Source organism: Microbacterium album, from assembly GCF_014643695.1.
In the GTDB taxonomy this organism is placed as follows: Bacteria; Actinomycetota; Actinomycetes; order Actinomycetales; family Microbacteriaceae; genus Microbacterium; species Microbacterium album.
Genome location: NZ_BMJY01000022.1, coordinates 23,830 through 45,978 on the forward strand (window position 1 = coordinate 23,830; position 22,149 = coordinate 45,978).

At 71.9% G+C, this 22,149-nt stretch carries 18 protein-coding genes; 6 read left to right on the forward strand and 12 right to left on the reverse strand.

The window, feature by feature from the left end:
• Positions 1–53 precede the first annotated feature (53 nt).
• A complete protein-coding gene (locus IEX37_RS14980; protein WP_188757178.1) occupies positions 54–503 on the forward strand; it encodes a GNAT family N-acetyltransferase in 450 nt (149 codons plus the stop codon).
• A gap of 313 nt (positions 504–816) precedes the next feature.
• Here the strand turns inward: IEX37_RS14980 and IEX37_RS14985 are convergent, their stop codons facing one another.
• The 9 genes from IEX37_RS14985 to IEX37_RS15025 all read right to left on the reverse strand — a co-directional run bounded on the left by IEX37_RS14985 (position 817) and on the right by IEX37_RS15025 (position 12,176).
• Entirely contained in the window at positions 817–2,655 is a 1,839-nt protein-coding gene (locus IEX37_RS14985) for an ABC transporter ATP-binding protein (RefSeq protein WP_188757179.1), read from the reverse strand.
• Positions 2,652–4,559 (reverse strand): ABC transporter ATP-binding protein, encoded by a 1,908-nt coding sequence (locus IEX37_RS14990; protein WP_188757180.1) that lies wholly within the window; start codon positions 4,557–4,559, stop codon positions 2,652–2,654. Before IEX37_RS14990 ends, IEX37_RS14985 begins: the two co-directional genes overlap by 4 nt.
• 158 nt (positions 4,560–4,717) lie before the next feature.
• The gene (locus IEX37_RS14995) at positions 4,718–5,059 is read right to left on the reverse strand and encodes a carboxymuconolactone decarboxylase family protein (protein ID WP_188757181.1); all 342 of its coding nucleotides are present in this window, start codon (positions 5,057–5,059) and stop codon (positions 4,718–4,720) included.
• A 34-nt stretch (positions 5,060–5,093) separates the two neighbouring features.
• Positions 5,094–5,591: a methylated-DNA--[protein]-cysteine S-methyltransferase gene (locus IEX37_RS15000; protein ID WP_188757182.1), complete on the reverse strand. Its 498-nt coding sequence runs from the start codon at positions 5,589–5,591 to the stop codon at positions 5,094–5,096.
• Positions 5,592–5,601: 10 nt separating this feature from the next.
• Entirely contained in the window at positions 5,602–7,215 is a 1,614-nt protein-coding gene (locus IEX37_RS15005) for an Ada metal-binding domain-containing protein (protein WP_188757183.1), read from the reverse strand.
• Positions 7,216–8,016: 801 nt separating this feature from the next.
• On the reverse strand, positions 8,017–9,627 hold the full coding sequence (purH, locus tag IEX37_RS15010) for a bifunctional phosphoribosylaminoimidazolecarboxamide formyltransferase/IMP cyclohydrolase (protein WP_188757184.1): 1,611 nt from the start codon (positions 9,625–9,627) through the stop codon (positions 8,017–8,019).
• A 54-nt stretch (positions 9,628–9,681) separates the two neighbouring features.
• On the reverse strand, positions 9,682–10,290 hold the full coding sequence (purN, locus tag IEX37_RS15015) for a phosphoribosylglycinamide formyltransferase (RefSeq protein ID WP_188757185.1): 609 nt from the start codon (positions 10,288–10,290) through the stop codon (positions 9,682–9,684).
• A gap of 5 nt (positions 10,291–10,295) precedes the next feature.
• Positions 10,296–11,636: a cell division protein PerM gene (locus IEX37_RS15020; protein WP_188757186.1), complete on the reverse strand. Its 1,341-nt coding sequence runs from the start codon at positions 11,634–11,636 to the stop codon at positions 10,296–10,298.
• A gap of 99 nt (positions 11,637–11,735) precedes the next feature.
• A complete protein-coding gene (locus IEX37_RS15025) occupies positions 11,736–12,176 on the reverse strand; it encodes a nitroreductase family deazaflavin-dependent oxidoreductase (protein ID WP_188757187.1) in 441 nt (146 codons plus the stop codon).
• A gap of 122 nt (positions 12,177–12,298) precedes the next feature.
• On the opposite strand from IEX37_RS15025, the gene IEX37_RS15030 reads away from it, so the two are divergent.
• Together IEX37_RS15030 and IEX37_RS15035 are read left to right on the forward strand one after the other, a co-directional pair.
• Positions 12,299–13,759, forward strand: coding sequence for an NCS2 family permease (locus tag IEX37_RS15030; RefSeq protein ID WP_188757188.1), 1,461 nt, complete (start codon positions 12,299–12,301; stop codon positions 13,757–13,759).
• Positions 13,760–14,011: 252 nt separating this feature from the next.
• On the forward strand, positions 14,012–14,470 hold the full coding sequence (locus IEX37_RS15035) for a nitroreductase family deazaflavin-dependent oxidoreductase (RefSeq protein WP_188757189.1): 459 nt from the start codon (positions 14,012–14,014) through the stop codon (positions 14,468–14,470).
• Between the two features lie 372 nt (positions 14,471–14,842).
• On the opposite strand, the gene sucD is transcribed toward IEX37_RS15035, so the two are convergent.
• The 3 genes from sucD to IEX37_RS15050 form a co-directional block, all read right to left on the reverse strand.
• On the reverse strand, positions 14,843–15,745 hold the full coding sequence (sucD, locus tag IEX37_RS15040) for a succinate--CoA ligase subunit alpha (RefSeq protein WP_188757190.1): 903 nt from the start codon (positions 15,743–15,745) through the stop codon (positions 14,843–14,845).
• 30 nt (positions 15,746–15,775) lie between these two features.
• Positions 15,776–16,942, reverse strand: coding sequence for an ADP-forming succinate--CoA ligase subunit beta (gene sucC, locus IEX37_RS15045; protein ID WP_188757191.1), 1,167 nt, complete (start codon positions 16,940–16,942; stop codon positions 15,776–15,778).
• Positions 16,943–17,137: 195 nt separating this feature from the next.
• Positions 17,138–17,296 (reverse strand): hypothetical protein, encoded by a 159-nt coding sequence (locus IEX37_RS15050; protein ID WP_188757192.1) that lies wholly within the window; start codon positions 17,294–17,296, stop codon positions 17,138–17,140.
• A 253-nt stretch (positions 17,297–17,549) separates the two neighbouring features.
• On the opposite strand from IEX37_RS15050, the gene IEX37_RS15055 reads away from it, so the two are divergent.
• The 3 genes from IEX37_RS15055 (at position 17,550) to IEX37_RS15065 (ending at position 22,013) form a co-directional block, all read left to right on the forward strand.
• Positions 17,550–18,785 (forward strand): acyl-CoA dehydrogenase family protein, encoded by a 1,236-nt coding sequence (locus IEX37_RS15055; RefSeq protein WP_188757193.1) that lies wholly within the window; start codon positions 17,550–17,552, stop codon positions 18,783–18,785.
• A 577-nt stretch (positions 18,786–19,362) separates the two neighbouring features.
• Positions 19,363–20,817, forward strand: a complete 1,455-nt coding sequence (locus tag IEX37_RS15060; RefSeq protein ID WP_188757194.1) for a phytoene desaturase family protein — start codon at positions 19,363–19,365, stop codon at positions 20,815–20,817.
• 152 nt (positions 20,818–20,969) lie between these two features.
• Positions 20,970–22,013: an ATP-dependent DNA ligase gene (locus IEX37_RS15065; RefSeq protein ID WP_188757195.1), complete on the forward strand. Its 1,044-nt coding sequence runs from the start codon at positions 20,970–20,972 to the stop codon at positions 22,011–22,013.
• Positions 22,014–22,149: the final 136 nt, after the last annotated feature.

The following is a 22,149-nucleotide window of genomic DNA, read 5'->3' on the forward strand; positions in this document are numbered from 1 at the left end:
TCCGCGGAGCGGGCGCGGATGCACCCCCTCCGCGGAGGCGTTAGCCTGTGGCTATGTCGCTGAAACTGGTCGAGCTCTCCGCGGACACGATCGTCGCGGTCAACACCCTGTCGCTCAAGCCCGGCCAGGAGCAGTTCCTCGCGCCCGTGTCGTACGGCATCGCGGCGACCGTGATCAGCCCGCAGACGTCCTGGCAGCGCGTGGTCGTCGACGGCGACGACGTGGTCGGCTTCGTCAGCGCCAGCTTCGACCCGGACGCGCCGACCGAGCACTTCCGCTCTGTGCTGCTGCGCATCAACGTGGACGCCGACGATCAGGGCCGCGGCATCGGTCGCTTCATCGTCGAGGCGCTGGTCGAGGAGGTCCGTCGGCGCGGTCTCGACCACCTCACGGTCATCTACGAGGCCGGCGAGGGCGGCCCCGAGGCGTTCTTCCACCGCGTCGGCTTCAGCCCCGTCGGCGAAACCGAATACGGCGAAGTCGTAGCCGAAATCAAGGTCTGAGGGCGACGGGCTGCTGCCCTCCCCTCCCCCCTCACTGACCGCAACCCGGTGCGAGCGCGAAGCGCGAGCGTGCGGGCGCGAGTGCGCCCGCCAACCAGGCGCGCAGCGCCGGCGCGCGAAGCGAAGCGAAGCGCCTCCCTCGCGGAGCGGCCCCTCGGGGCCCGACGCGTGGGAGAAAAAAGAAAACGGCGCGAAGCGCGAGCGTGCGGGCGCGAGTGCGCCCGCCACCAGGCGCGCAGCGCCGGCGCGCGGAGCAGAGCGAAGCGCCTCCCTCGCGGAGCGGCCCCACCGGGGCCCGACGCGTGGGAGAAAACTAGACGAGAGAGTCGCGCCAGGCCGCGTGGAGCTGGGCGAAGCGGCCGGTGCCGGCGATGAGCTCGTCGGGCGTGCCGTCCTCGACCACGCGGCCGTTCTCCATGACGAGCACGCGGTCGGCGATCGCGACGGTCGACAGGCGGTGCGCGATGATGATCGCGGTCCGCTCGGAGAGGAGCGTCTGCAGCGCCTTCTGCACCATCCGCTCGGAAGGGATGTCGAGCGATGCGGTCGCCTCGTCCAGGATCAGCACGGCCGGGTCGGCGAGGAAGGCGCGCGCGAACGAGATGAGCTGGCGCTGCCCGGCTGAGACGCGGCCGCCGCGCTTGTTGACGTCGGTGTGGTATCCGTCCGGCAGGGAGCGGATGAACGCGTCGGCGCCGACGGCCTCCGCCGCCGCCACGATCTCGTCGAACGTGGCATCGGGCCGGCCGAGCGCGATGTTGTCCGCGACCGTGCCGCTGAACAGGTACGCCTCCTGCGTGACCATCACGATCGCGCGGCGCAGGTCGCGCGGGTGCAGTTCACGCAGGTCGATCCCGTCGAGCGTGATGCGGCCCGCGACCGGGTCGTAGAAGCGCGAGACGAGCTTCGCGAGCGTCGACTTCCCCGCGCCGGTCGTCCCGACGAGAGCCACGGTCTGCCCCGCGGGGATGTCGAGCCCGAAGCGCGGCAGCACGACCGGCGACGCCTGCGCTTCGGCCGATCCGTGCGCGCCGTAGCCGAAGGTCACGTCCTCGAACCGGACGTGCCCGCGCGGGTCGTGCAATGATACCGGCGCGGCCGGGTCGGGCACGGTCGGCTGCTCCTCGAGCACTCCGGACACCTTCTCGAGCGCGGCGGACGCGGACTGGAATGAGTTCAGGAACATCGCCACCTGCTGGAGGGGGCTGAAGAAGTTGCGGACGTACAGCACGGCGGCCAGGAGCAGCCCGACCGAGAACTCGTCGGCCGCGATCCGCACGCCGCCCCACAGCAGGACGGCGCCGAGCGCGAACGCCGAGATCGCCATGAGCCCGGGCTCGAAGATCCCGAAGAGCCGGATCGAACGCACGTTGACGTCTCGGTACTCCCGCGCGAGGCCGCCGAACTCCTCCTCGTTGCGCGGTTCGGTCCGGAACGCCTTGCCCGCACGGATGCCGGTCATGGTCTCGACGAATTTCACGATGACCCGGGCACTCGCGACGCGCGAGACGCGGTACGTCCGCTGCGATGCGCGGGCGAACCAGCGCATGAGCAGCGCCAGGGGGACGGCGGCGACGGCCAGCACGAGCCCCGACCGCCAGTCGACGATGACGAGTGCGACGAACGTGAACACGCCGTACAGCACGCCGTTGACGAGCTGCGGCAGGCCGGATCCGAGCAGCTCCCGGATCGTGTCGAGGTCGCTCGTCTGACGCGAGATGATGCGACCCGAGGTGTACGTCTCGTGGAATTCCAGGCTCAGCAGCTGCGTGTGCCGGAACACGCGCGTGCGCAGGTCCAGCAGCACGTTCTGCGTGACGCGCGCCGCCAACAGGTCGTACCACGCCAGCAGGGCGGCCCCGCCGATGGTGCTCGCGACGTACGCGCCGCCGACGAGCCACGCGGGACCCCAGTCGCCGTGCTCGACGACGGCCGGCAGCGCCGAGGTCAACCCGATCCCGATCAGCGCGGGGCCGAGGACGCGCACGGCGGTCTGGGCGACGACGACGAACGCCACGAGGGCGACCTGTGCGCGCAGCGGGCGCAGCAGCGAGGCCAGCAGCCGCCACGAGCGCTGCCGGATGGCGCGGCTCTCCTCCCGCGTGTAGTCGGACCGGTCCTCGCCCGCGGTGCCGTGGACGCTGTCGCTCATCGGGGCGCCTCCTCATCCGCGCCGGGGCCCGTGGCGTCCCCCGCGCGGGTGTCCTCCCGCTGCACGTCGTCGGGGGCCGTGCCGGCGAGGACGGCGGCGTCGTTCCGCCACGCGCGCTCCTCGCGCTCCTCGCGCTCGAAGCTGGAGATCACGGCGCGGTAGTGCGGGGACGAGGCCATCAGCTCCGCGTGCGTCCCGAGCGCGGTGACCCGGCCCACCTCGAGCAGCGCGACCCGATCCGCGAGGGCCACGGTCGACGGACGGTGCGCGACGACGAGCGCGGTCGTGCCGCGCAGGACGCGCCGCAGCTCCCGTTGCACGCGCTCCTCCGTGTCGACGTCCAGGGCCGAGAGCGGATCGTCCATCACGAGCACACGTGGTCGCGCCGCGACCGCGCGCGCGAGGGCCAGGCGCTGCCGCTGTCCCCCCGAGAGCGACAGTCCCTCCTCGCCGATGAGGGTCTCGACGCCCTGCGGCAGCTCCTCCACGAAGTCGGCCTGAGCGACCGCGAGCGCTTCGCTCAGCACGCGGTCCGCCTCGACGGATCGGGGGTCGAGGTCGTCGCGGCCCAGCAGCACGTTGTCGCGCACCGAGGCCGAGAACAGGGTGGCGTCCTCGAACGCCGTGGCGATGATGCGCCGCAGGTCGACCAGCCGCAGGTCGCGGACATCCACTCCGTCGATCGTCACGCGCCCGCCGGTCACGTCGTACAGCCGTGTCGGCAGCGTCGTGAGCGTGGTCTTGCCCGACCCCGTCAACCCGACGACCGCCAGCGTCTCCCCGGGCCGCAGCGACAGGTCCACGCCGTTGAGCAGGTCCGGCTCGGCGGATCCCGCGTCCTGGTACCGGAAGTGCACGCCCTCGAACGCGAGCTCGCCGCGCGGCTCCTCGATGGCGACGGGACGCTCCGGGTCCCCGATCGTGTTGGGCGCGTCGAGCACCTCGAACACGCGGTCGGTCGCCGTGCGCGCGTCGAGGGTGAACGCGAAGAAGAACCCGATCGACTCGATGGGCCAGCGCAGGATCGTCGCCATCGCGAAGTAGGCGAACAGCTGCGGCACCGTGATCTGGCCGGCCGACGCGAGCCAGATCCCGATCACGAGGCACGCGGCGAAGGCGAGCTCGGGAAGCAGGACGAGCCAGAAGTCGATCGTCGCGATCGAGCGGGCCTTGCGCATCTCCGTGTCGCGGAGACTCTCCGCCTGGCGCGTGAAGCGGCGCAGCGCATGCGGCCCGCGGCCGAAGGCCTTGAGCACGCGGATGCCGTGCACGCTCTCCTCCACGCTCGTGGCGAGGTCGCCCTGCTGGTCCTGGCTGAGCCGCGTGAGCACGCCGTACTCCCGCTCGAACAGGTAGCCCTGGATCCACAGGGGAACGCCCGACAGCACGAACACGGTCGCGAGGGCCCAGTGCCACTGGAACAGCAGGACCGATCCGATCACGACCGTGAGCCCGTTGACGATCAGCAGGATGAGCCCGAAGGCGATCCAGCGGCGGATGAGCCCGAGGTCCTGCATCATCCGGCTGAGCAGCTGACCGGACTGCCAGCGGTCGTGGAACGCGACGGGAAGCTGCTGCAGCCGGTTGTAGAACGTGCGCCGGATCTCGAACTCGACGGTCGTGCCCGGCCCCAGCACCAGCCAGCGTCGCAGATACACCAGTCCCGCCTCCAACAGCGCCAGTGCGAGCACCGCGGCGGCTCCCCACGCGATCGCGCGGGTCTCCCCCGATGCGATCGGCCCGGCCACGACCCGCTCGAGGGCGAGCGGGATCATGAGCGAGACCACCGCGGCGGCCAGCGCGCTCAGTCCGCCGCACGCCAGCCGCGGCAGCACGGGACGCGCGAACGCCAGCAGCCGCGCCAGGGCGCGCGGCGTGGACAGGCGCGATGTCGTGGTGGTCATGGTCCTCGATGGAGAGCGGGGGCTGCCGAGACGGGCAAGCCGTCCAGCCTATGCCCGGTGCGGGGGTGCGGCAATCGACACGGCCGACGCCGTGCCGATACGTGAAGGAGGGGTGAGCCGCGCGTGCGACTCACCCCCAGGGGCGAACGATCCGGTGCTTAGTGCGAGTGGCCCTCGGCGAGCTTGAAGGCCAGTCGGCCGTGCGCGAAACCGCCGCCCGCGCGGATCGCGGTGGCGACCCAGGCCGTCTCCGCGAGCTCGGTCTCGGTCGCGCCCGCAGCCTTCGCCTTGTTGGCGTGCGCGTCGATGCAGTACACGCACTGGGTGGTGATGCCGACCGCGAGCGCGATCAGCTCGCGGTACTTGAGCGGGATCTCGCGGCCCTCGGAGGCGAACACCGCCGCGTCGAACTGCGTGAACGCGGTCAGGATGTCGGGCGTCGTCTCCTTGTAGACCTTGGTGTAGGCGCGGTCGCCCTCGCGGTCGAAGAACTCAGTCATGGAACGAACGTACCGCGCTCCGGGGCATGCCGGCTCACGCGGGCGCGACCTCGCGCGCCAGCAGAGAACGCTTGACGTCGATCCCCCACGCGAATCCGCCGAGACTGCCGTCTCCCCGCAGCACGCGGTGGCAGGGCACGAACAGCGCCGGCGCGTTGCGTGCGCAGATCGACGCGGCGGCCCGCACGGCGCGGGGCGAGCCCAGCGCGGCGGCGAACCCCGTGTAGGTGAGGGGGCTGCCCGGTCGCACGCGCCGCAGGGCCGCCCAGCCTGCGCGCTGCAGCTCGGTGCCGTGCTGCCGCACCGGTACGGCGTCGATCGCGTCGAGGTGGCCGGAGTAGTAGGCCGCCACGGCCTCGGCGGCCTCCGCGCGGCCCTTCCGGACCTCCGCGGGGCGCAGGTTTGGATGGATGCGCGCCAGCATCGCGTCGCGGTCGGCGGTCCAGCCCGACGCGAGCACGGCGCCGTCCGCGTCGGCGACGAGCGTGAAGGGCCCGTCGGGGGTGTCGAGGGTGTGCAGGATCGCGGTCATGGCGTGCCTCTCACAGGGCGGATGGGACGGGGGACTGCTCGTGCGGCTGATGCGGCGCCGGATCGGCGGCAGGGCCTGTGAGCGGGACGGCGGGGGTCGGCGTGGCCGCAGGTGCGGGCGCAGCCGCGCCGGTTGCGGCGGCCGCTGGGGTCCGTGCGGCCTGCGCGGACAGCCGCCACAGGTGCATCGAGGCGTACGAGCGCCAGGGCGCGAGACGCTGGGCCCAGGCGCCGAGCTCGCGTGCGGAGGCGGGGATGCCGGCGAGCGCGGCACCGGCGCGCAACGCGACGTCTCCCGTGAGCAGCACGTCCGGATCCCCCGTCACGCGCATGCGCACGTAGTCCGCGGTCCAGGGCCCGATGCCGGGGAGGGCCAGGAGGGCAGTGCGCTGATCGGCGGCGTCGTCGCCCGGGGTGAGCTCGAGCTCGCCGGACGCGAGCGCCGCCGCGGCGCCCGTGATGGCCCGGATTCGTGCTGCGGGACCGCGCAGCACCTCGCCGCCGTGCTCGGCGATGGCGGCCATCGTGGGGAACAGCAGCCGGGTCTGCCCGCCGAGCTCGACCCGCTCCCCCAGCGCCTCGGCGAGGCGGGTGAGGTGGGTGCGGGCTGCGGCGACCGAGATCTGCTGTCCGACCATCGCGCGGATGAGCAGCTCGTGCGGATCCGCGGTTCCCGGCAGCCGGATGCCGGGAACGGCCGCGATGTGGGGCGCGAGCTCGGGGTGCCGCGAGAGGGCGGCGTCGATCGCGACCGGGTCGGCGTCGAGATCGAACAGCCGCCGTGCGCGGGCGACGAGCACGGACAGGTCGGCGACGCTTTCCAGGCGCGCCTCCAGGCGCAGCCGGTCGCGCTCGACGCGCAGGCGGAACCACGCCGCGCGGCCCGTCCCGTCGTGCCCCGGCATCCGCAGCGCCCGGGCGAAGGACGCCGGGCCGCCCTCCTCGACGCCGGGGAGGGTGCGCACGTGCATCCACTCGAACAGGCCGGTCGCATCGAACGGCGCGCGGAAGGGCAGGGCGAGGTCGATCACGCCGGCCGGGGCGGGGGCGTCCGCCGTGCGGCGGCGGGAGCGCAGCGCGGTGGGCGTGAGGCCGAACACCTCCCGCACGGTGTCGTTGAACTGCCGCACGCTCGAGAAGCCCGCCGAGAACGCCACGTCCGCGACCGGCAGGTCGGTCTCGACCAGCAGCAGGCGCGCGGTGTGGGCGCGGTGCGCGCGGGCGAGGGCCAGGGGACCGGCGCCCAGCTCGGCGGCGAGGACGCGCGTGAGGTGGCGGGAGGAGTACCCGAGCCTGGCGGCCAGGCCGGCCACGCCCTCGCGCTCGATCACGCCGTCGGCGATGAGCCGCATCGCGCGGGCCGCGACATCGCCGCGGAGATTCCACTCGGGCGATCCCGGCGCCGCGTCGGGCAGGCACCGCTTGCATGCGCGGTACCCGGCCTCGTGGGCCGCGGCGCTCGTCGGGTAGAACGTGACGTTCGACTCGCGCGGCGTGCGCGCGGGGCACGACGGCCGGCAGTAGATGCCCGTGGAGCGCACCGCCGTGACGAACTGCCCGTCGAAACGGGCGTCGCGCGCCGAGATCGCGCGATAGCGCTCGGCGAAGGTCATGGCAACGCTCATGCCCCCAGCCTCACACGTTCACCGCCCCCGGACTGGCGGTTTTCGGACAACGCAGTGCGGGTGGCAGAACCGGTACCGTTTCCGCCCGCGGGGTCGCCCCCGGCTTCGCCTCCGCCGCTCCCGCGGCTCCGCTCAGCCCGTTTCGACTCCGCGGCTCCGCCGCTCCGCTCAACGACCGGGGGGAGCCCCCCTTACCGCTACCCACCCACCTCAACCCACCCACTTCAACCCTGTGCGAGCGCGCAGCGCGAGCGTGCGGGCGCGAGTGCGCCCGCCAACCAGGCGCGAAGCGCCGGCGCGCTGAAGCGAAGCGCAAGCGCCTCCCTCGCGGAGCGGCCCCTCGGGGCCCGACGCGTGGGAGAAAAAAGAAAAAGGAGAAAAAAGAAACGGCTCCGCCGCTCCGCTCAACGACCACGAAAGAGCCACCCCGCTCGTTGAGGACAACCGGAGACGCCGAACCCCGCTCGTTGAGCGGAGCGGAGCGGAGTCGAAACGGGTTGAGCGAGCGAAGCGAGTCGAAACCGAGCTGCACCCCTCCCCGGCTTCGACTCCGCCGCTACACGGCTCCGCTCAGCCCGTTTCGACTCCGCGGCTCCGCCGCTCCGCTCAACGAGCAACCACAAGCCCTCTACCCCCATTCGCCCACCTCAACCCGGTGCGAGCGAAGCGAGCGTGCGGGCGCGAGTGCGCCCGCCAACCAGGCGCGAAGCGCCGGCGCGCGAAGCAACGCGAAGCGCCTCCCTCGCGGAGCGGCCCCTCGGGGCCCGACGCGTGGGGGAAAAAGAAAAGGAGAAAAGCGACTCAGTGGAAGAAGTGCCGCTCGTCCGTGAAGAACATCGTCACGCCGCGCTCGCGCGCGAGCGCGATGGTCTCCTCGTCGCGCACCGAGCCGCCGGGCTGGATGATGACCTTCACGCCAGCGTTCATCAGCACCTCCGGCCCGTCCGAGAAGGGGAAGAAGGCGTCCGAGGCGGCGATCGATCCGACGACGCGGTCGCCCGCGCGCTCGACCGCCAGGCGGCACGAGTCGAGGCGGTTGACCTGGCCCATGCCGATGCCGACGGTCGCGGAGTTGCGGGCGAGCACGATCGCGTTGGACTTGACGGCGCGGCACGACTTCCATGCGAAGACGAGATCCTGCGTGGTCACGTCGTCGGGCAGCTCGCCGCACACCATGCGCCAGTTCGCGGCGACCGACTCGAAGTCGTCGTCGGGGAAGCGGTCGGCGTCCTGCAGGAGCAGACCACCGGAGACGAGGCGCACGTCCATGCGCTCCTGGCGCCAGTCGTCCGGGAGCTTCAGCAGGCGCAGGTTCTTCTTGTCCTTGAAAAGCTCCAGCGCGGCCGGCTCGAAGTCGGGCGCGACGATGACCTCGGTGAAGATGTCGCGGAGGTTCTCGGCCATCTTGAGCGTGACGGGCCGGTTCGCGGCGATGACGCCGCCGAATGCCGAGACGGGGTCGCACTCGTGGGCGCGCAGGTGCGCGCTCGCGATGGGGTCGAGCGCGTTCGGGGCGCTGACGGCGATGCCGCAGGGGTTGGCGTGCTTGATGATCGCGACGGCGGGCAGCACCATGTCGTACGCGGCGCGCAGTGCGGCGTCGGCGTCGACGTAGTTGTTGTAGGACATCTCCTTGCCCTGCAGCTGCGTGGCCTGCGCGATGCCGTGGCCGCCGACGCGGCTGTAGATGGCTGCGCGCTGGTGGGCGTTCTCGCCGTAGCGGAGGTTGGAGAGCTTCTCGGCCTGGATCGTCAGGTGGTCGGGGAGGGCGGCTCCGCCCGACATCGTCTCCTCGGCGAACCACTGCGCCACGGCCGTGTCGTAGGCGGCGGTGTGGGCGAAGGCCCGTGCGGCGAGCTCGCGGCGCTGCACGAGCGATGTCCCGCCCGCGCTCACGGCTTCGATGATCCCGGGGTACGACTCGGGGGAGACGACGATCGCGACGTTGGCGAAGTTCTTCGCCGACGCCCGCACCATCGCGGGGCCGCCGATGTCGATCTGCTCGACGACGGCGTCGCTCTCGGCGCCCGAGCGCACGGTCTCGACGAACGGGTACAGGTTGACGACGACGAGCTCGAACGGGGCGATGCCGAGGTCGCCGAGCTGGTCCTCGTGGTGCTCCAGCCGGAGGTCGGCCAGCAGGCCCGCGTGCACGCCCGGGTGCAGGGTCTTCACGCGGCCGTCGAGTGACTCGGGGAAGCCCGTCACGTCCGCCACGTCCGTCACGGCGAAGCCGGCGTCGCGGATGGTCGCTGCGGTGGAGCCCGTGGAGACGATCTCGACGCCCGCGCCGGCGAGGGCCTCGGCGAGGGCGACCAGGTTGGTCTTGTCGCTGACCGAGACGAGCGCGCGCCGGATCGGCACCACATCGCGATCGCGGTACAGCGAGGGGTCGTGACGGGGGCCGGCCATGGGAGCTCCTTCGGTCTGGCGGTTCGGGATTCGGTTCGGGCGCAGCGCGCCGGGTCAGGTGTGCGCGGGGGCGGCGAGGTCGAGCTCGCCGGTGGCGATGCGACGCACGACGTCGATCAGCAGGCGGCGCTCGACGGGCTTGATGCGGGCGTGCAGCGAGTCCTCGGTGTCGTCGGGGAGCACGGGCACGCGCTCCTGCGCGAGGATCGGGCCCGTGTCCACGCCGTCGTCGACGACGATGACACTCGCGCCCGTCTGCGAGACTCCCGCGGCGAGCGCGTCGCGCACGCCGTGCGCGCCCGGGAACTCGGGGAGGTACGCGGGGTGCGTGTTCAGGATCCGGGGGGACCACCGCGCGACCAGCGCGGGAGGCAGCAGCCGCATCAGGCCGCTGAGCACGATCAGGCCGGGCGCGATGTCGTCCAGGCGCCTGCCCAGCTCCTCGGCCCATGCCTCGCGCGAGGGGTGGTCGCGGAAGGGGACGACGAAGGTCGGCACGCCGAAGTCACGCGCGTGCGCGAGGCCGTCCGCGTCGCGGTCGGCGCCGACGGCGACGATCCTCGCCGGGAAACCGGGCTCGCTCGCGGCCTCGAGGAGGGCACGGAGATTGGAGCCGGTGCCCGAGATGAGGACGGCGACCGAGAGGGCGGGCCTGGTGAGCACGACGGCTAGTCTAGCGGCGCGCTGCGCCCGCGCCCGTCGGCGTCCGCGACGTCCCGCGCCGCGTCGCCCCCGGCGACTGCCTCCGCCTCGTCGACGTCCCGCCGCGGCAGGAATCGCTGCAGGCGCGTCTCGGCGGCGCGCGGTCCGAGCAGCGTGATCGCCGCCCCGAGGAGAACCTCCAGGCCGAGCGCGAGGGCGACGGCGCCGGGCTCCGGCCCCGCCTCGACGAAGCGGCCGGGGCCGAGCGCGCCGGAGGTCAGCACGGCCAGCAGGGCGCCGCCCGTGCCGGCGGCCACGCCGATCCCGAGCGCGATCACGGCTCGAGGGACGCTCGGCTCCTCGCGATCGCCGAGCGGCCCGAGCTCGTGCCGCAACGCCATCCGCATGCCCCATCCGGCGAGGGCGCCCGCGAGGACGGGACCGAGCACCCACAGCACGAGCAGGGGCGACCCGTGCTCGGGCAGCAGGCCGAGGACCGGGATGCCGGGAAGCACGCCGAGCTGCGTGCCCGCCGGGGTGACGGCGGTCGCCGTTCCGAGCGCGAAGCCGGGGCCCGCGATCCAGGCGACCGTCCATCCGATGAGTGTCGGCAGGTAGGCGAACTGAGCGAGCGTGACCAGGATGACGCCCAGTGCGTCGACCTGGGAGGCCTGATAGAGGGCGATCATGTCGCCGCCGCGCAGGAGCACGGACACCGCCACCGCGAGCGCGGCGAAGCCCACGACGGCGACGAGCGCGAGGGCGCCGCCCCGGACGATAAGCGACGGGACCTCGCGCCAGGCGGCCGGCAGGCGGTCGAGGGCGTCGTGGACGCGGTCGACGATGCCCGCGTCGCCGTCGCTCCAGGCTGCCGAGATCGCTCCGGCGAGCGCGGGCAGCGCGTACACCGCGGTGGGCAGCAGGAGGGCGGGCAGTGCGTCGGCATGGGCGACGGGATTGCCCGCGGTGACGTTGACCAGCGCCGCGGCGCCGAGCGTGACGAGCGTGCCGCTGGCTACGCCCGTGAACCAGCGCCCTGCGCGCTGAGCACGCCGGCCCGAGCGGACCGCGAACAGCGCCACGCCCACGGCGAAGGCGAGGGGCGCGATGGACACGGCGAAGGACCCCGCCTCCTCCGGCAGGGCGAGCTCGGCCAGGAGCGTCGGATCGAGCTCGATCGTCAGCGGCACCAGGTTGCCGAGCTGCCAGATGCGCGCGCTCGCGGGCCACAGTGCGGGCCAGTCCGCGACCCCGCCCAGCGTGAACACCCACATCAGGGTGAGCGGCGCGAGAGCCGCCGCGATGCCCACTCCCGCCGCCACGGCGGCGTCCAGGGCGGCGAGCAGAGCGACGAGCAGACGGGGCATCGGCTCGACCCTACTTCGCCCGGCCGCTCCGGCCCCTCACGGCGCTCCGCGTCATCCGGATCCTCCGCCGCCCCGTGCGGAGCGGGCCGCGCGGGGCGCTCAGTCCGCGAGCGGCTCGAGGAGGAAGACCGCGATCTTGCGGTCGGTCTTCTTCTGGTACTCGTCGTAGTCAGGCCAGACGGCGGCCGCGCGCGCCCACCACTCGTCGTACTCTGCGCCGTCGAGCTCGCGGGCGGTGTAGTCGCGCTTCACGGCGCCGTCCTGCAGCTCGACGTGTGGGTTCTTGCGGATGTTCCAGTACCACTGCGGCGGCTCCGGCGCCCCGCCCTTGGAGGCCACGACGGCGTAGCGCCCCTCGTGCTCGACGCGCATCAGCGCCGTCTTGCGCAGTCCGCCGGTCTTGGCCCCCACGGTCGTGAGCACGATCACGGGAACACCCCGCAGGGTGTTCGCCTCGGCCCCGCCCGTCGCCTCGTACGTCTCGGCCTGCGTGCGCGCCCATTCGGCGGTGCTCGGCAGATATTCCCCGGTGAGTGGCATGCGACAAGGCTATGACGGATCGGCCTCTCGCGGGAGGCCTCTCGCTCAGCGCCAGGAGCCGACGGCGGGCGCGTCCGCGAACGGGTCGCGGGCAGGGTAGGTTCTCGGGGGAGGTTTTCCCGATGACAACTGCGCCCGCCGATTCCGGCACCCCGTCGACGACCGCGCCCCGCAACGCGATCGACCGCTTCTTCTCCGTCACGGCCCGCGGCTCGACCTTCGGGGCCGAGATCCGGGGAGGCCTGGTCACGTTCGTCACGATGGCGTACATCGTGATCCTGAACCCGATCATCCTGTCGGGCTCTGCGGACATCGACGGCAACACCCTCGCGTTCCCCGCGGTCGGCGCCGCGACGGCCCTGGCCGCCGGCGTCATGACGATCGTCTTCGGCCTGGTCACGCGCCTGCCCTTCGGCTTCGCGTCGGGGCTGGGCATCAACGCGTTCCTCGCGTTCTCGGTCGTCGGTCAGGTCACGTGGCCCGAGGCGATGGCTCTCGTGGTGATCAACGGCCTCGTGATCGTGCTGCTCGCGGCGACCGGGCTACGGAAGATGATCTTCGACGCCGTGCCGCTCCAGCTCAAGCTCGCGATCACCGTCGGCATCGGCCTGTTCATCGCGTTCATCGGCTTCGTCAACTCCGGCTTCGTGACCGCGACGGGCGAGGCGTCCCCGCCGGTCGGGCTGGGCGCGGGCGGCTCGGTCGCGACGGTCCCGACGCTGCTGTTCGTCGTGACGCTCGTACTGACCGGCATCCTCGTCGCCCTGCGCGTGAAGGGCGGGCTGCTAATCGGCCTCGTCACCGGCACGCTGCTCGCGGTGATCGCCGAGGCGGTGTGGCACCTCGGCGCCGCCGCGGACGGGCGCGCCGGCGGCTGGGGACTCACGGTGCCCGCCCTGACCGGCTCGCCGTTCGCGCTGCCCGATCTGAGCCTCATCGGCGCCGTGGACTTCGGCTTCGACCTCGGGCGCGTGAGCGTGGTGGCCCTCGTGATGATCGTCTTCACGCTCGTGTTCTCGAACTTCTTCGACGCGATGGGCACCATGACGGGCCTGGCCAAGGAGGCCGGCCTGGCCGACGAGAAGGGCGACTTCCCGCGCATCAAGCCGGCGCTGATCGTCGAGGGTGTGGGGGCCGTCGTCGGCGGCGCGACCTCGTCGTCCTCCAACACGGTGTTCATCGAGTCCGGGGCAGGCATCGGCGAGGGCGCGCGCACGGGCCTGGCGAACATGGTCACGGGCGTGATGTTCCTGCTGGCGATGTTCCTCACGCCGCTCACCTCGATCGTGCCCACGGAGATCGCGGCCGCCGCGCTCGTCATCGTGGGCGCCATGATGATGGCGCAGATCGCGCACATCGACCTGACCGACTTCCGGGTGTTGCTGCCCGTGTTCCTCACGGCGACCGTGATGCCGCTCACGTACTCGATCGCGAACGGGATCGGCGCGGGCTTCGTCAGCTGGGTCGTGATCCAGGCCTTCTCCGGGCGCGCGAAGCAGATCAGCCCGCTGCTGTGGATCGTCGCGGGCGGCTTCCTGATCTTCTTCGCACGCGGCCCGATCCAGGCGCTCATCGGCGCCTGACCGGCGGGGCGTCCCGCTTCCCGTCGGGTGTCCCACTTTGCGTCGGCGGATGTCCCACTTCCCGTCGGCGGATGTCCCACTTCCCGTCGTCGGATGTCCCACTTCCTGTCGACCGATGTCCCACTTCCTGTCGACCGATGTCCCACTTCCTGTCGGTATAGCGCCCCGAAACCGACCTGAACTGGGACATCGGGAGCGGGACGGCCGGCGCCAGGCGGTGCGCGAGGGGAGGCTGGGCAATACGCTGGCGACATGGCCGGCAGCTACAAGACCACTCCCGCGCGCCGCGCGGTCGACCGGATCATCGCCGCCCTCGGGCGGCGCGGGATCGCGCCCGGAGGGATCGCGTCGCTGACGGTGGTCGGGCGGCGCAGCGGAACGCCGCGGACCGTCCCGGTGACCCCGGTCGTCGTCGACGGCCGCCGGTACCTCGTCGCGCCGTACGGCCCGGTCGGCTGGGTCCGGAACCTGCGCGCGGCGGGTGAGGCGACGCTCCAGCGCGGCAGGCGCCGGGAGCGCATCGCGGTCGAGGAGGTAGCGCCGGAGGCGGCTGCCCCCGTGCTCAAGCACTACGTGCAGCGGATCGCCATCGTCCGCCCCCACGTGGCGGCGTCCCCGGATGCGGAGCTGTCGGAGTTCATCCGCATCGCGCACCGGCATCCGGTGTTCGCCATCCGCGCGGACCCTGACCGCCCCGCCGGCGAGGGGTAGCACTCGGTTTCGACTCCGCGCTCCGCGCTCCGCTCAACCCGTTTCGACTTCGCGGCTCCGCCGCTCCGCTCAACGAGCAGGCGAGAAAGCCCCCTGCCCCACCCACCGACCTCAACCCGGTGCGAGCGCAAAGCGCGAGCGTGCGGGCGCGAGTGCGCCCGCCAACCAGGCGCGCAGCGCCGGCGCGCTGGAGCGCAGCGAAAGCGCCTCCCTCGCGGAGCGGCCCCTCGGGGCCCGACGCGTGGGAGAAAAAAGAAGAACGCGTGGGAGAAAAAGAAGAACGTGTGGGAGAAAAAGAAAACGGAAAAAGAACCGTGCGGATGAAAAGCACGACGCCCCCGTCCTTCGTAGGACGGGGGCACCGGGGAGTGATCAGAGCGACTGGATGATCTCGCGCATCAGGGCGGCGGTCTCGCTCGGCGTCTTGCCGACCTTGACGCCGGCGGCCTCGAGGGCCTCCTTCTTCGCCTGCGCGGTGCCGGCGGAGCCGGACACGATCGCGCCCGCGTGTCCCATCGTCTTGCCCTCGGGGGCGGTGAAGCCGGCGACGTAGCCGACGACGGGCTTGGTGACGTTGGCCTTGATGAACTCGGCCGCACGCTCCTCCGCGTCGCCGCCGATCTCGCCGATCATCACGATCGCCTTGGTCTCGGGGTCAGCCTCGAACGCCTCGAGGGCGTCGATGTGCGTCGTGCCGATGATCGGGTCGCCGCCGATGCCGATGGCGGTCGAGAAGCCGAGGTCGCGCAGCTCGAACATCATCTGGTAGGTCAGGGTGCCCGACTTCGACACGAGGCCGATCGGGCCCTTGCCCGTGATGTTCGCGGGCGTGATGCCCACGAGCGCCTCGTCCGGCGTGATGATGCCGGGGCAGTTCGGGCCGATGATGCGGGTCTTGTTGCCCTTCGACTTCGCGTAGGCCCACGCCTCCGCCGTCTCGCCGACGGGCACGCCCTCGGTGATCACGACGAGCAGCGGGATCTCGGCGTCGATGGCCTCGATCATCGCGTCCTTCGTGAACGCCGGCGGCACGAACGCGATCGACACGTCGGCGCCGGTCTTCTCGATGGCCTCGGCGACCGAGGCGAAGACGGGCAGCGCCACCTCGCCCTCACCGGGCTTCTCGTGCGTGACGGTCGTGCCGGCCTTGCGGGCGTTCACGCCGCCGACGACGTTCGTGCCGGCCTTCAGCATCAGGGCGGTGTGCTTGGTGCCCTCGCCGCCGGTGATGCCCTGGACGATGACCTTGGAGTCCTTGTTGAGGTAGATCGACATCTTCCTGGTTCCTTATCCGATCCGTGCGGCTCAGGCGTTCGCCAGCTCGGCGGCCTTGTCGGCACCCTCGTCCATGCCTGCGGCAAGGGTGACGAGCGGGTGGTTGGCGGAGGCGAGGATGGCGCGGCCCTCCTCGACCTGGTTGCCGTCGAGGCGCACGACGAGCGGCTTGGTCGCCGAGTCGCCGAGGATCTCGAGGGCCTTCACGATGCCCTCCGCGACGGCCACGCAGGAGGTGATGCCGCCGAAGACGTTGACGAACACGCTCTTGACCTGCGAGTCGCCCAGGATCACGTCGAGGCCGTTGGCCATCACCTGCGCGTTGGCGCCGCCGCCGATGTCGAGGAAGTTGGCGGGCTTCACGCCCCCGTGCTTCTCGCCGGCGTACGCGACGACGTCGAGGGTCGACATGACCAGGCCCGCGCCGTTGCCGATGATGCCGACCTGGCCGTCCAGCTTGACGTAGTTGAGGCCGGTGGCCTTCGCCTTCGCCTCGAGCGGGTCGGCGGCCTCCTTGTCCTCGAGGTCCGCGTGCTCGGGGTGACGCACCTCGCTCGCGTTCTCGTCGAGCGTGACCTTGCCGTCGAGCGCGATGATCTCGCCGGCACCGGTCTGGACGAGCGGGTTGACCTCGACGAGCGTCGCGCCCTCGCCCTTGTAGACGTCGTACAGCTTGACGAAGACGTCCGCGACCTTGTCGATCAGGTCGTCGTCGAAGTTCGCGGCCTTCGCGATCTCGACGGCCTTGATGCGGTCGATGCCGGTGAGCGGGTCCACCTCGATGCGGGCGAGCGCCTCGGGCTTCTCGACCGCGAGCTGCTCGATCTCCACGCCGCCCTCGACGCTGCACAGCGACAGGTAGGACCGGTTGGCGCGGTCGAGCAGCACCGAGAAGTAGAACTCGCGGGCGATGTCCGCGCCCTGCGCGACCATCACCCGCTTGACGATGTGGCCCTTGATGTCGAGGCCGAGGATCGACTTCGCCGCCTCGTACGCCTCGTCCGGGGTCTTGGCGATCTTCACGCCGCCGGCCTTGCCGCGCCCGCCGGTCTTGACCTGGGCCTTGACGACCACGACGCCGCCGATCTTCTCGGCCGCTGCCTTCACCTCCTCGGGGGTGTCGGCGACGATGCCGGCGAGCACCGGCACCTCGTACTTCTCAAAAAGGTCTCGAGCCTGGTACTCGTACAGGTCCACGTTGCATTCCTTCGAATGGGGCCACGGGAGGAGACGCTGGACGTCTCGACGTCGAGAGATCTCGACCGAGATCTCAGCCTACTACCGCAACCCGAGAGCCCCGATCCGCCCGGATGCCGCCCGCAGACAGCTCCCGGAAACGCGAATCGCGACCCGCCGGGAGCGGCGGATCGCGATCGGGAAGAGTCTCGGCGACTACCGGGACGTCTTGCTGAAGTGCATCGGGAGCGCCATCGCGAGGCAGATGGCGAGGATGCCCGCCGTGAACACGAGGCCCTGGAACGCCTCGAGGTTGAGCGCCACGCCGAACAGCGCCATGCCGCCAAGGAACAGCAGCAGCGAAATGATGAACATCTGAACCTCCGTGCCTGAGAACGTCCCAGAAGGCTGGCCGTCGGGGTACTCCGCCCTCAAGCTTAGCCGCACGTCGCCCTCCACCTCGAACCGGGGCGAGCACGGCCGACAATCCGCCCCTTCGCCGACAATCCCCCTCCGCGCCGACAATGCGTGCGAGCCGCGCATTGTCGGCGCGTGAACGGATTCTCGCGTTGGCGGGGTCCGACAAACGACCGCCGCCACGTCCGCGGACCGTCCTACCCTGTTCGGCATGGCACCGGAGCTCCTCCCCGGAGAGAACATCCTCTCCTACGACGTGACATCCCCGCTCGACACGGACTATTACGCGGCGTTCGCGGACGTCGGGGGCGCCGACCGGGAGCAGTGGTCGCGCGCCCGCGAGGTCGGTGAGCGCCTCGCCCCACGGATGGCGGAGGCCTGGGACCGCGCCGAGTACCCGCTCGAGGTGCTCGGGATCCTCGGCGAGGCGGACCTGTTCGTCGACGGTATCGAGCATCCGCGGCTGACGACGATGTCGCCCCTCGCGGCCGGCCTGGTCAACATGGAGCTGTCGCGGGCAGACGGATCGCTGGGCACGGTCGTGGCCGTCCAGGGCGGGCTCGCGCTGCGCACCCTGGCGCTGTTCGGCAGCCCCGAGCAGCAGGAACGCTGGCTCGAGCCGATCGCCCGCGGCGAGGTTCCCGGCGCCTTCGCCCTCACCGAGCCCGACCACGGCTCCGACTCGACCTCGCTCGAGACCGCGGCCCGCTTCGACCCCGAGACCGACGAGTGGGTGCTGCGCGGCGCGAAGAAGTGGATCGGCAACGGCGCCTCGGGCGGCGTGACGTTCGTGTGGGCGCGCGTCGACCGGGAGGGCGACCCCGACCACGGGCAGGTGCGCTGCTTCCTCGTGGAGCAGTCGACGCCGGGCTACGTGGGCACGGTCATCACCGGCAAGCTGTCGCTGCGCGGCATCCACCAGGCGCACATCCGCCTCGAGGACGTACGCGTGCCCGCCTCCGCGGTCCTGCCCGGCGCGCACTCGTTCAAGGACACCTCGACGGTGCTGTTCGCCACGCGGTCCGGGGTGGCGTGGTCGGCGCTCGGGCACGCGACCGCCTGCTACGAGGCGGCCCTGTCGTACGCGACCCAGCGCGTGCAGTTCGGCAAGCCGCTCGCGAGGTTCCAGATGGTGCAGGAACGGCTGACGCGGATGCTGTCGCAGCTGACGGCGATGCAGCTGTACTGCCGTCGACTGGCCGAGCTCGAGAAGGCCGGGGCGCTGCGCCCCACGCAGGCGTCGCTGGCGAAATACCACAACACCCGCACGGCACGCGACATCGCGCGCACCGCCCGGGACCTGCTGGGAGGCAACGGCATCCTGCTCGAGAACCGGGTGATGCAGCACCTCGCCGACATCGAGGCCATCCACACCTACGAGGGCACTGAGAGCGTGCAGGCTCTCATCATCGGCCGCGACATCACCGGCGTGGGCGCGTTCGTCTGACGCCTGCGTCCCGGCTTCGACTCGCTGCGCTCGCTCAGCCCGTTTCGACTCCGCGGCTCCGCCGCTCCGCTCAACGAGCAACCACAAGCCCCCTACCCCTACCCCTACCCCTACCCCTACCCCTACCCCTACCCACCTCAACCCGGTGCGAGCGCGCAGCGCGAGCGTGCGGGCGCGAGTGCGCCCGCCAACCAGGCGCGAAGCGCCGGCGCGCTGAAGCGAAGCGCAAGCGCCTCCCTCGCGGAGCGGCCCCACCGGGGCCCGACGCGTGGGAGAAGAAAGAACAGAGCGCGTAGCGCGAGCGTGCGGGCGCGAGTGCGCCCGCCAACCAGGCGCGAAGCGCCGGCGCGCGAAGCAAAGCGAAGCGCCTCCCTCGCGGAGCGGCCCCACCGGGGCCCGAGCGCGTGGGAGAAAAAGAAGAGAGCGCGAGTGCGCCCGCCAACCAGGCGCGAAGCGCCGGCGCGCGAAGCGCCGGCGCGCGAAGCGAAGCGAAGCGCCTCCCTCGCAGAGCGGCCCCTCGGGGCCCGACGCGTGGGAGGAAAAAGAAAAGAGCATAAGAACCTGGAAGACTGGCTCCATGACGCGCGCGACGGTGATCGGAAGCGGGCCGAACGGTCTTGCCGCCGCTGTCGCGCTCGCGCGCGCCGGTTATGACGTCACCGTGCTGGAGGCGGCGCGGTCGATCGGCGGCGGCACGCGCACCGCGGAGCTGACGCTGCCGGGGTTCCGGCACGACGTGTGCTCCGCCGTGCATCCCGCGGCGCTCACGTCAGGGTTCTTCCGGGCGTTCGGGCTGCACGAGCGGATCGGCTGGGTCGTGCCCGACGCGTCGTTCGCGCAGCCGCTGGACGGCGGCCGTGCCGCGATCGCGTGGCGCGATATCGAGCGCACCGCGGCGGAGCTCGGAGCGGACGAGCGCGCGTGGCTCGCGATGCTGCGGCCGCTCGCACGTCACGCCGACGGCGTGCTCGACTTCACGGGAAATCAGCTGCTGCGGATCCCGCGCCACCCCGTCACCGCGGTGCGCTTCGGCCTGCGCGTGCTGGAGACGGCCAGCGCGCTGTCGCGCCGCACCTTCCGCACGGAGGAGGCCGCGGCACTGCTGAGCGGCGTGATCGCGCACGCCAACACCCCGCTGCCCTCGCTCGCGTCGGCGGGCGCAGGCCTCATGCTCGCCTCGCTCGCGCACACCGAGGGCGGCTGGGCGTACCCGATCGGCGGGGCGCAGGCGATCGCGGACGCCCTCGCCGACGACCTCCGCGCGCACGGAGGCCGGATCGAGACGGGCCAGTACGTCACCGACCTGTCCTCTCTCGACTGGGGCGACCCGGACGCCGGCGACCTGCTGCTGCTCGACACCTCGCCGCGGCTCGCCCTGACGCATCCGGACATCCCCGACCGCTACGCGGCGGCCATCCGGCGCTACCGGTACGGCCCGGCCGCGGCGAAGGTCGACTTCGCGCTCGACGGCCCCGTGCCGTGGGAGAACCCGGACGTGCGACGCTCCCCCACGGTGCACGTGGGCGGTACGCGTGCCGAGGTGGAGGCGAGCGAGAACGCCGTCGCGCGCGGGCACGTCGTGGATCGTCCGTATGTGCTCGCCGTGCAGCCGTCGATCCTGGATCCGTCGCGCGCACCGGCCGGCAAGGCGGTGCTCTGGACGTACATGCACGTGCCCCACGGCTCGACGCTCGATCCGACCGAGCACATCACGCGGCAGATCGAGCGCTTCGCGCCGGGATTCCGCGATCGCATCCTCGCGGCGCACGCCGTTCCGGCCTCCGCCCGCGAGGCCGAGAACCCCGCCGAGATCGGCGGCGACGTGCTGGGCGGGGACTTCACGCTGCTGCAGTCGCTCCGCAGGCCCGTCGTGTCGACCGCGCCGTGGCGCACGCCGATGAAGGGCGTCTACCTCGCATCCTCCGCGACCCCGCCCGGCCCGGGCGTCAACGGCATGGCCGGCTGGCACGCAGCCCGCACGGCTCTACGCGACGCCGGCGAACCCGCGCGCCTGTCCGACCTGTTTGGCTGACCCGCCCGCCACCGCGTAAGAGAAATCCACCCCTTCGGGCCGGATCCCGCGTTCGGCTCCGATTCGGTGGACATCTCCGATTCCGCGGCGGCCGGGATGGCGGTCTCCGCAAGGGGGATGCGGGGCAGGGCCTCGAGGGGCAGGATGAGGCCATGCCCCACGACATCCCCGCGCCGATGCTCGCCAAGGCCGTGGCGAAGATCCCGGATCCCGCCAAGCACGCCGGCGGGCTCGTGTTCGAGCCGAAGTGGGACGGCTTCCGCGTGCTGGCGTCGTGGGACGGCGAGACGGTCGAGCTCGGCTCACGCGGCGCGAAGCCGCTGACGCCGTACTTCCCCGAGCTGGTGGAGGCGCTCGCCCGGCTTCTGCCTGAGCCGTGCCTGATCGACGGGGAGATCGTCGTCGCGACGGGCGATCCGGGATCGCAGCGTCTGTCATGGGACGCGCTGTCGCAGCGGATCCATCCGGCCGCGTCGCGCATCCAGAAGCTCTCAGTCGAGACGCCGGCCATGCTGGTCGCGTTCGACCTGCTCGCGGTGGGAGACGAATCGCTGCTCGAGCAGCCCTTCCGACAGCGGCGGGAGCGCCTGGAGGAGCTGCTGCGGGATGTCCCCCACCCGCTGCACCTGACGCGCACGACGGACGATCCCGAACTCGCCCGGCAGTGGCTCGACCGCTTCGAGGGCGCGGGCCTGGACGGCGTCGTCGCCAAACCGGCGGACGCCCCGTACGCACCGGGCAAGCGCACGATGCTCAAGATCAAGCACGCCCGCACGGCGGACGTGGTCGCGGTCGGCTACCGGATCCACAAGAGCGGTCGCGGCGTCGGCTCGCTGCTGGTCGGCCTGTACGGCGAGGACGACGTGCTGCACAACGTCGGCGGGGTATCGGCGTTCAGCGACAAGCGTCGGCTCGAGCTGCTCGACGAGCTGGAGCCGCTCGTCGAGCGCGACGCGTCGGGCGAGGCGGCCCGCGGCGAGACGGAGCGCTCGCGGTTCTCGTCCAACAAGGACGTGTCGTTCGTGGCGCTGCGCCCCGAGCGCGTGCTGGAGGTGCGGTACGACCAGCTCGAGGGCAGCCGCTTCCGCCACACGGTCCAGTTCGAGCGCTGGCGTCCCGACCGCGACCCGACGTCCTGCCGCTTCGAGCAGCTCGAGGTGCCGGCCGCGTACGACCTGGCCGACGTCCTCGACTAGCCCCGGTGCTGTTTACTAGCGCTCCCCGCGCTAGTAAACAGCACGACGGCTAGTTGTACTTCCCCGTGAGGTTGTGAACGCGGGAGGCTGGGGTCTGGCCGCCGAGGGCGGTGTGGGGTCGGTGGTGATTGTAGTG

Bases quoted from the DNA above. Each gene is read 5' to 3' on its own strand.
- IEX37_RS15030 (WP_188757188.1), top strand. From the start codon at position 12,299: ATGACAACTGCGCCCGCCGATTCCGGCACCCCGTCGACGACCGCGCCC.
- IEX37_RS14985 (WP_188757179.1), bottom strand. From the start codon at position 2,655: ATGAGCGACAGCGTCCACGGCACCGCGGGCGAGGACCGGTCCGACTAC.
- IEX37_RS14995 (WP_188757181.1), bottom strand. From the start codon at position 5,059: ATGACTGAGTTCTTCGACCGCGAGGGCGACCGCGCCTACACCAAGGTC.
- IEX37_RS14990 (WP_188757180.1), bottom strand. From the start codon at position 4,559: ATGACCACCACGACATCGCGCCTGTCCACGCCGCGCGCCCTGGCGCGG.
- IEX37_RS15000 (WP_188757182.1), bottom strand. From the start codon at position 5,591: ATGACCGCGATCCTGCACACCCTCGACACCCCCGACGGGCCCTTCACG.
- IEX37_RS15025 (WP_188757187.1), bottom strand. From the start codon at position 12,176: ATGCCACTCACCGGGGAATATCTGCCGAGCACCGCCGAATGGGCGCGC.
- IEX37_RS15005 (WP_188757183.1), bottom strand. From the start codon at position 7,215: ATGAGCGTTGCCATGACCTTCGCCGAGCGCTATCGCGCGATCTCGGCG.
- purH (WP_188757184.1), bottom strand. From the start codon at position 9,627: ATGGCCGGCCCCCGTCACGACCCCTCGCTGTACCGCGATCGCGATGTG.
- IEX37_RS15055 (WP_188757193.1), top strand. From the start codon at position 17,550: ATGGCACCGGAGCTCCTCCCCGGAGAGAACATCCTCTCCTACGACGTG.
- sucD (WP_188757190.1), bottom strand. From the start codon at position 15,745: ATGTCGATCTACCTCAACAAGGACTCCAAGGTCATCGTCCAGGGCATC.
- IEX37_RS15020 (WP_188757186.1), bottom strand. From the start codon at position 11,636: ATGCCCCGTCTGCTCGTCGCTCTGCTCGCCGCCCTGGACGCCGCCGTG.
- IEX37_RS15035 (WP_188757189.1), top strand. From the start codon at position 14,012: ATGGCCGGCAGCTACAAGACCACTCCCGCGCGCCGCGCGGTCGACCGG.
- IEX37_RS15050 (WP_188757192.1), bottom strand. From the start codon at position 17,296: ATGTTCATCATTTCGCTGCTGCTGTTCCTTGGCGGCATGGCGCTGTTC.
- IEX37_RS15060 (WP_188757194.1), top strand. From the start codon at position 19,363: ATGACGCGCGCGACGGTGATCGGAAGCGGGCCGAACGGTCTTGCCGCC.
- IEX37_RS14980 (WP_188757178.1), top strand. From the start codon at position 54: ATGTCGCTGAAACTGGTCGAGCTCTCCGCGGACACGATCGTCGCGGTC.
- IEX37_RS15065 (WP_188757195.1), top strand. From the start codon at position 20,970: ATGCCCCACGACATCCCCGCGCCGATGCTCGCCAAGGCCGTGGCGAAG.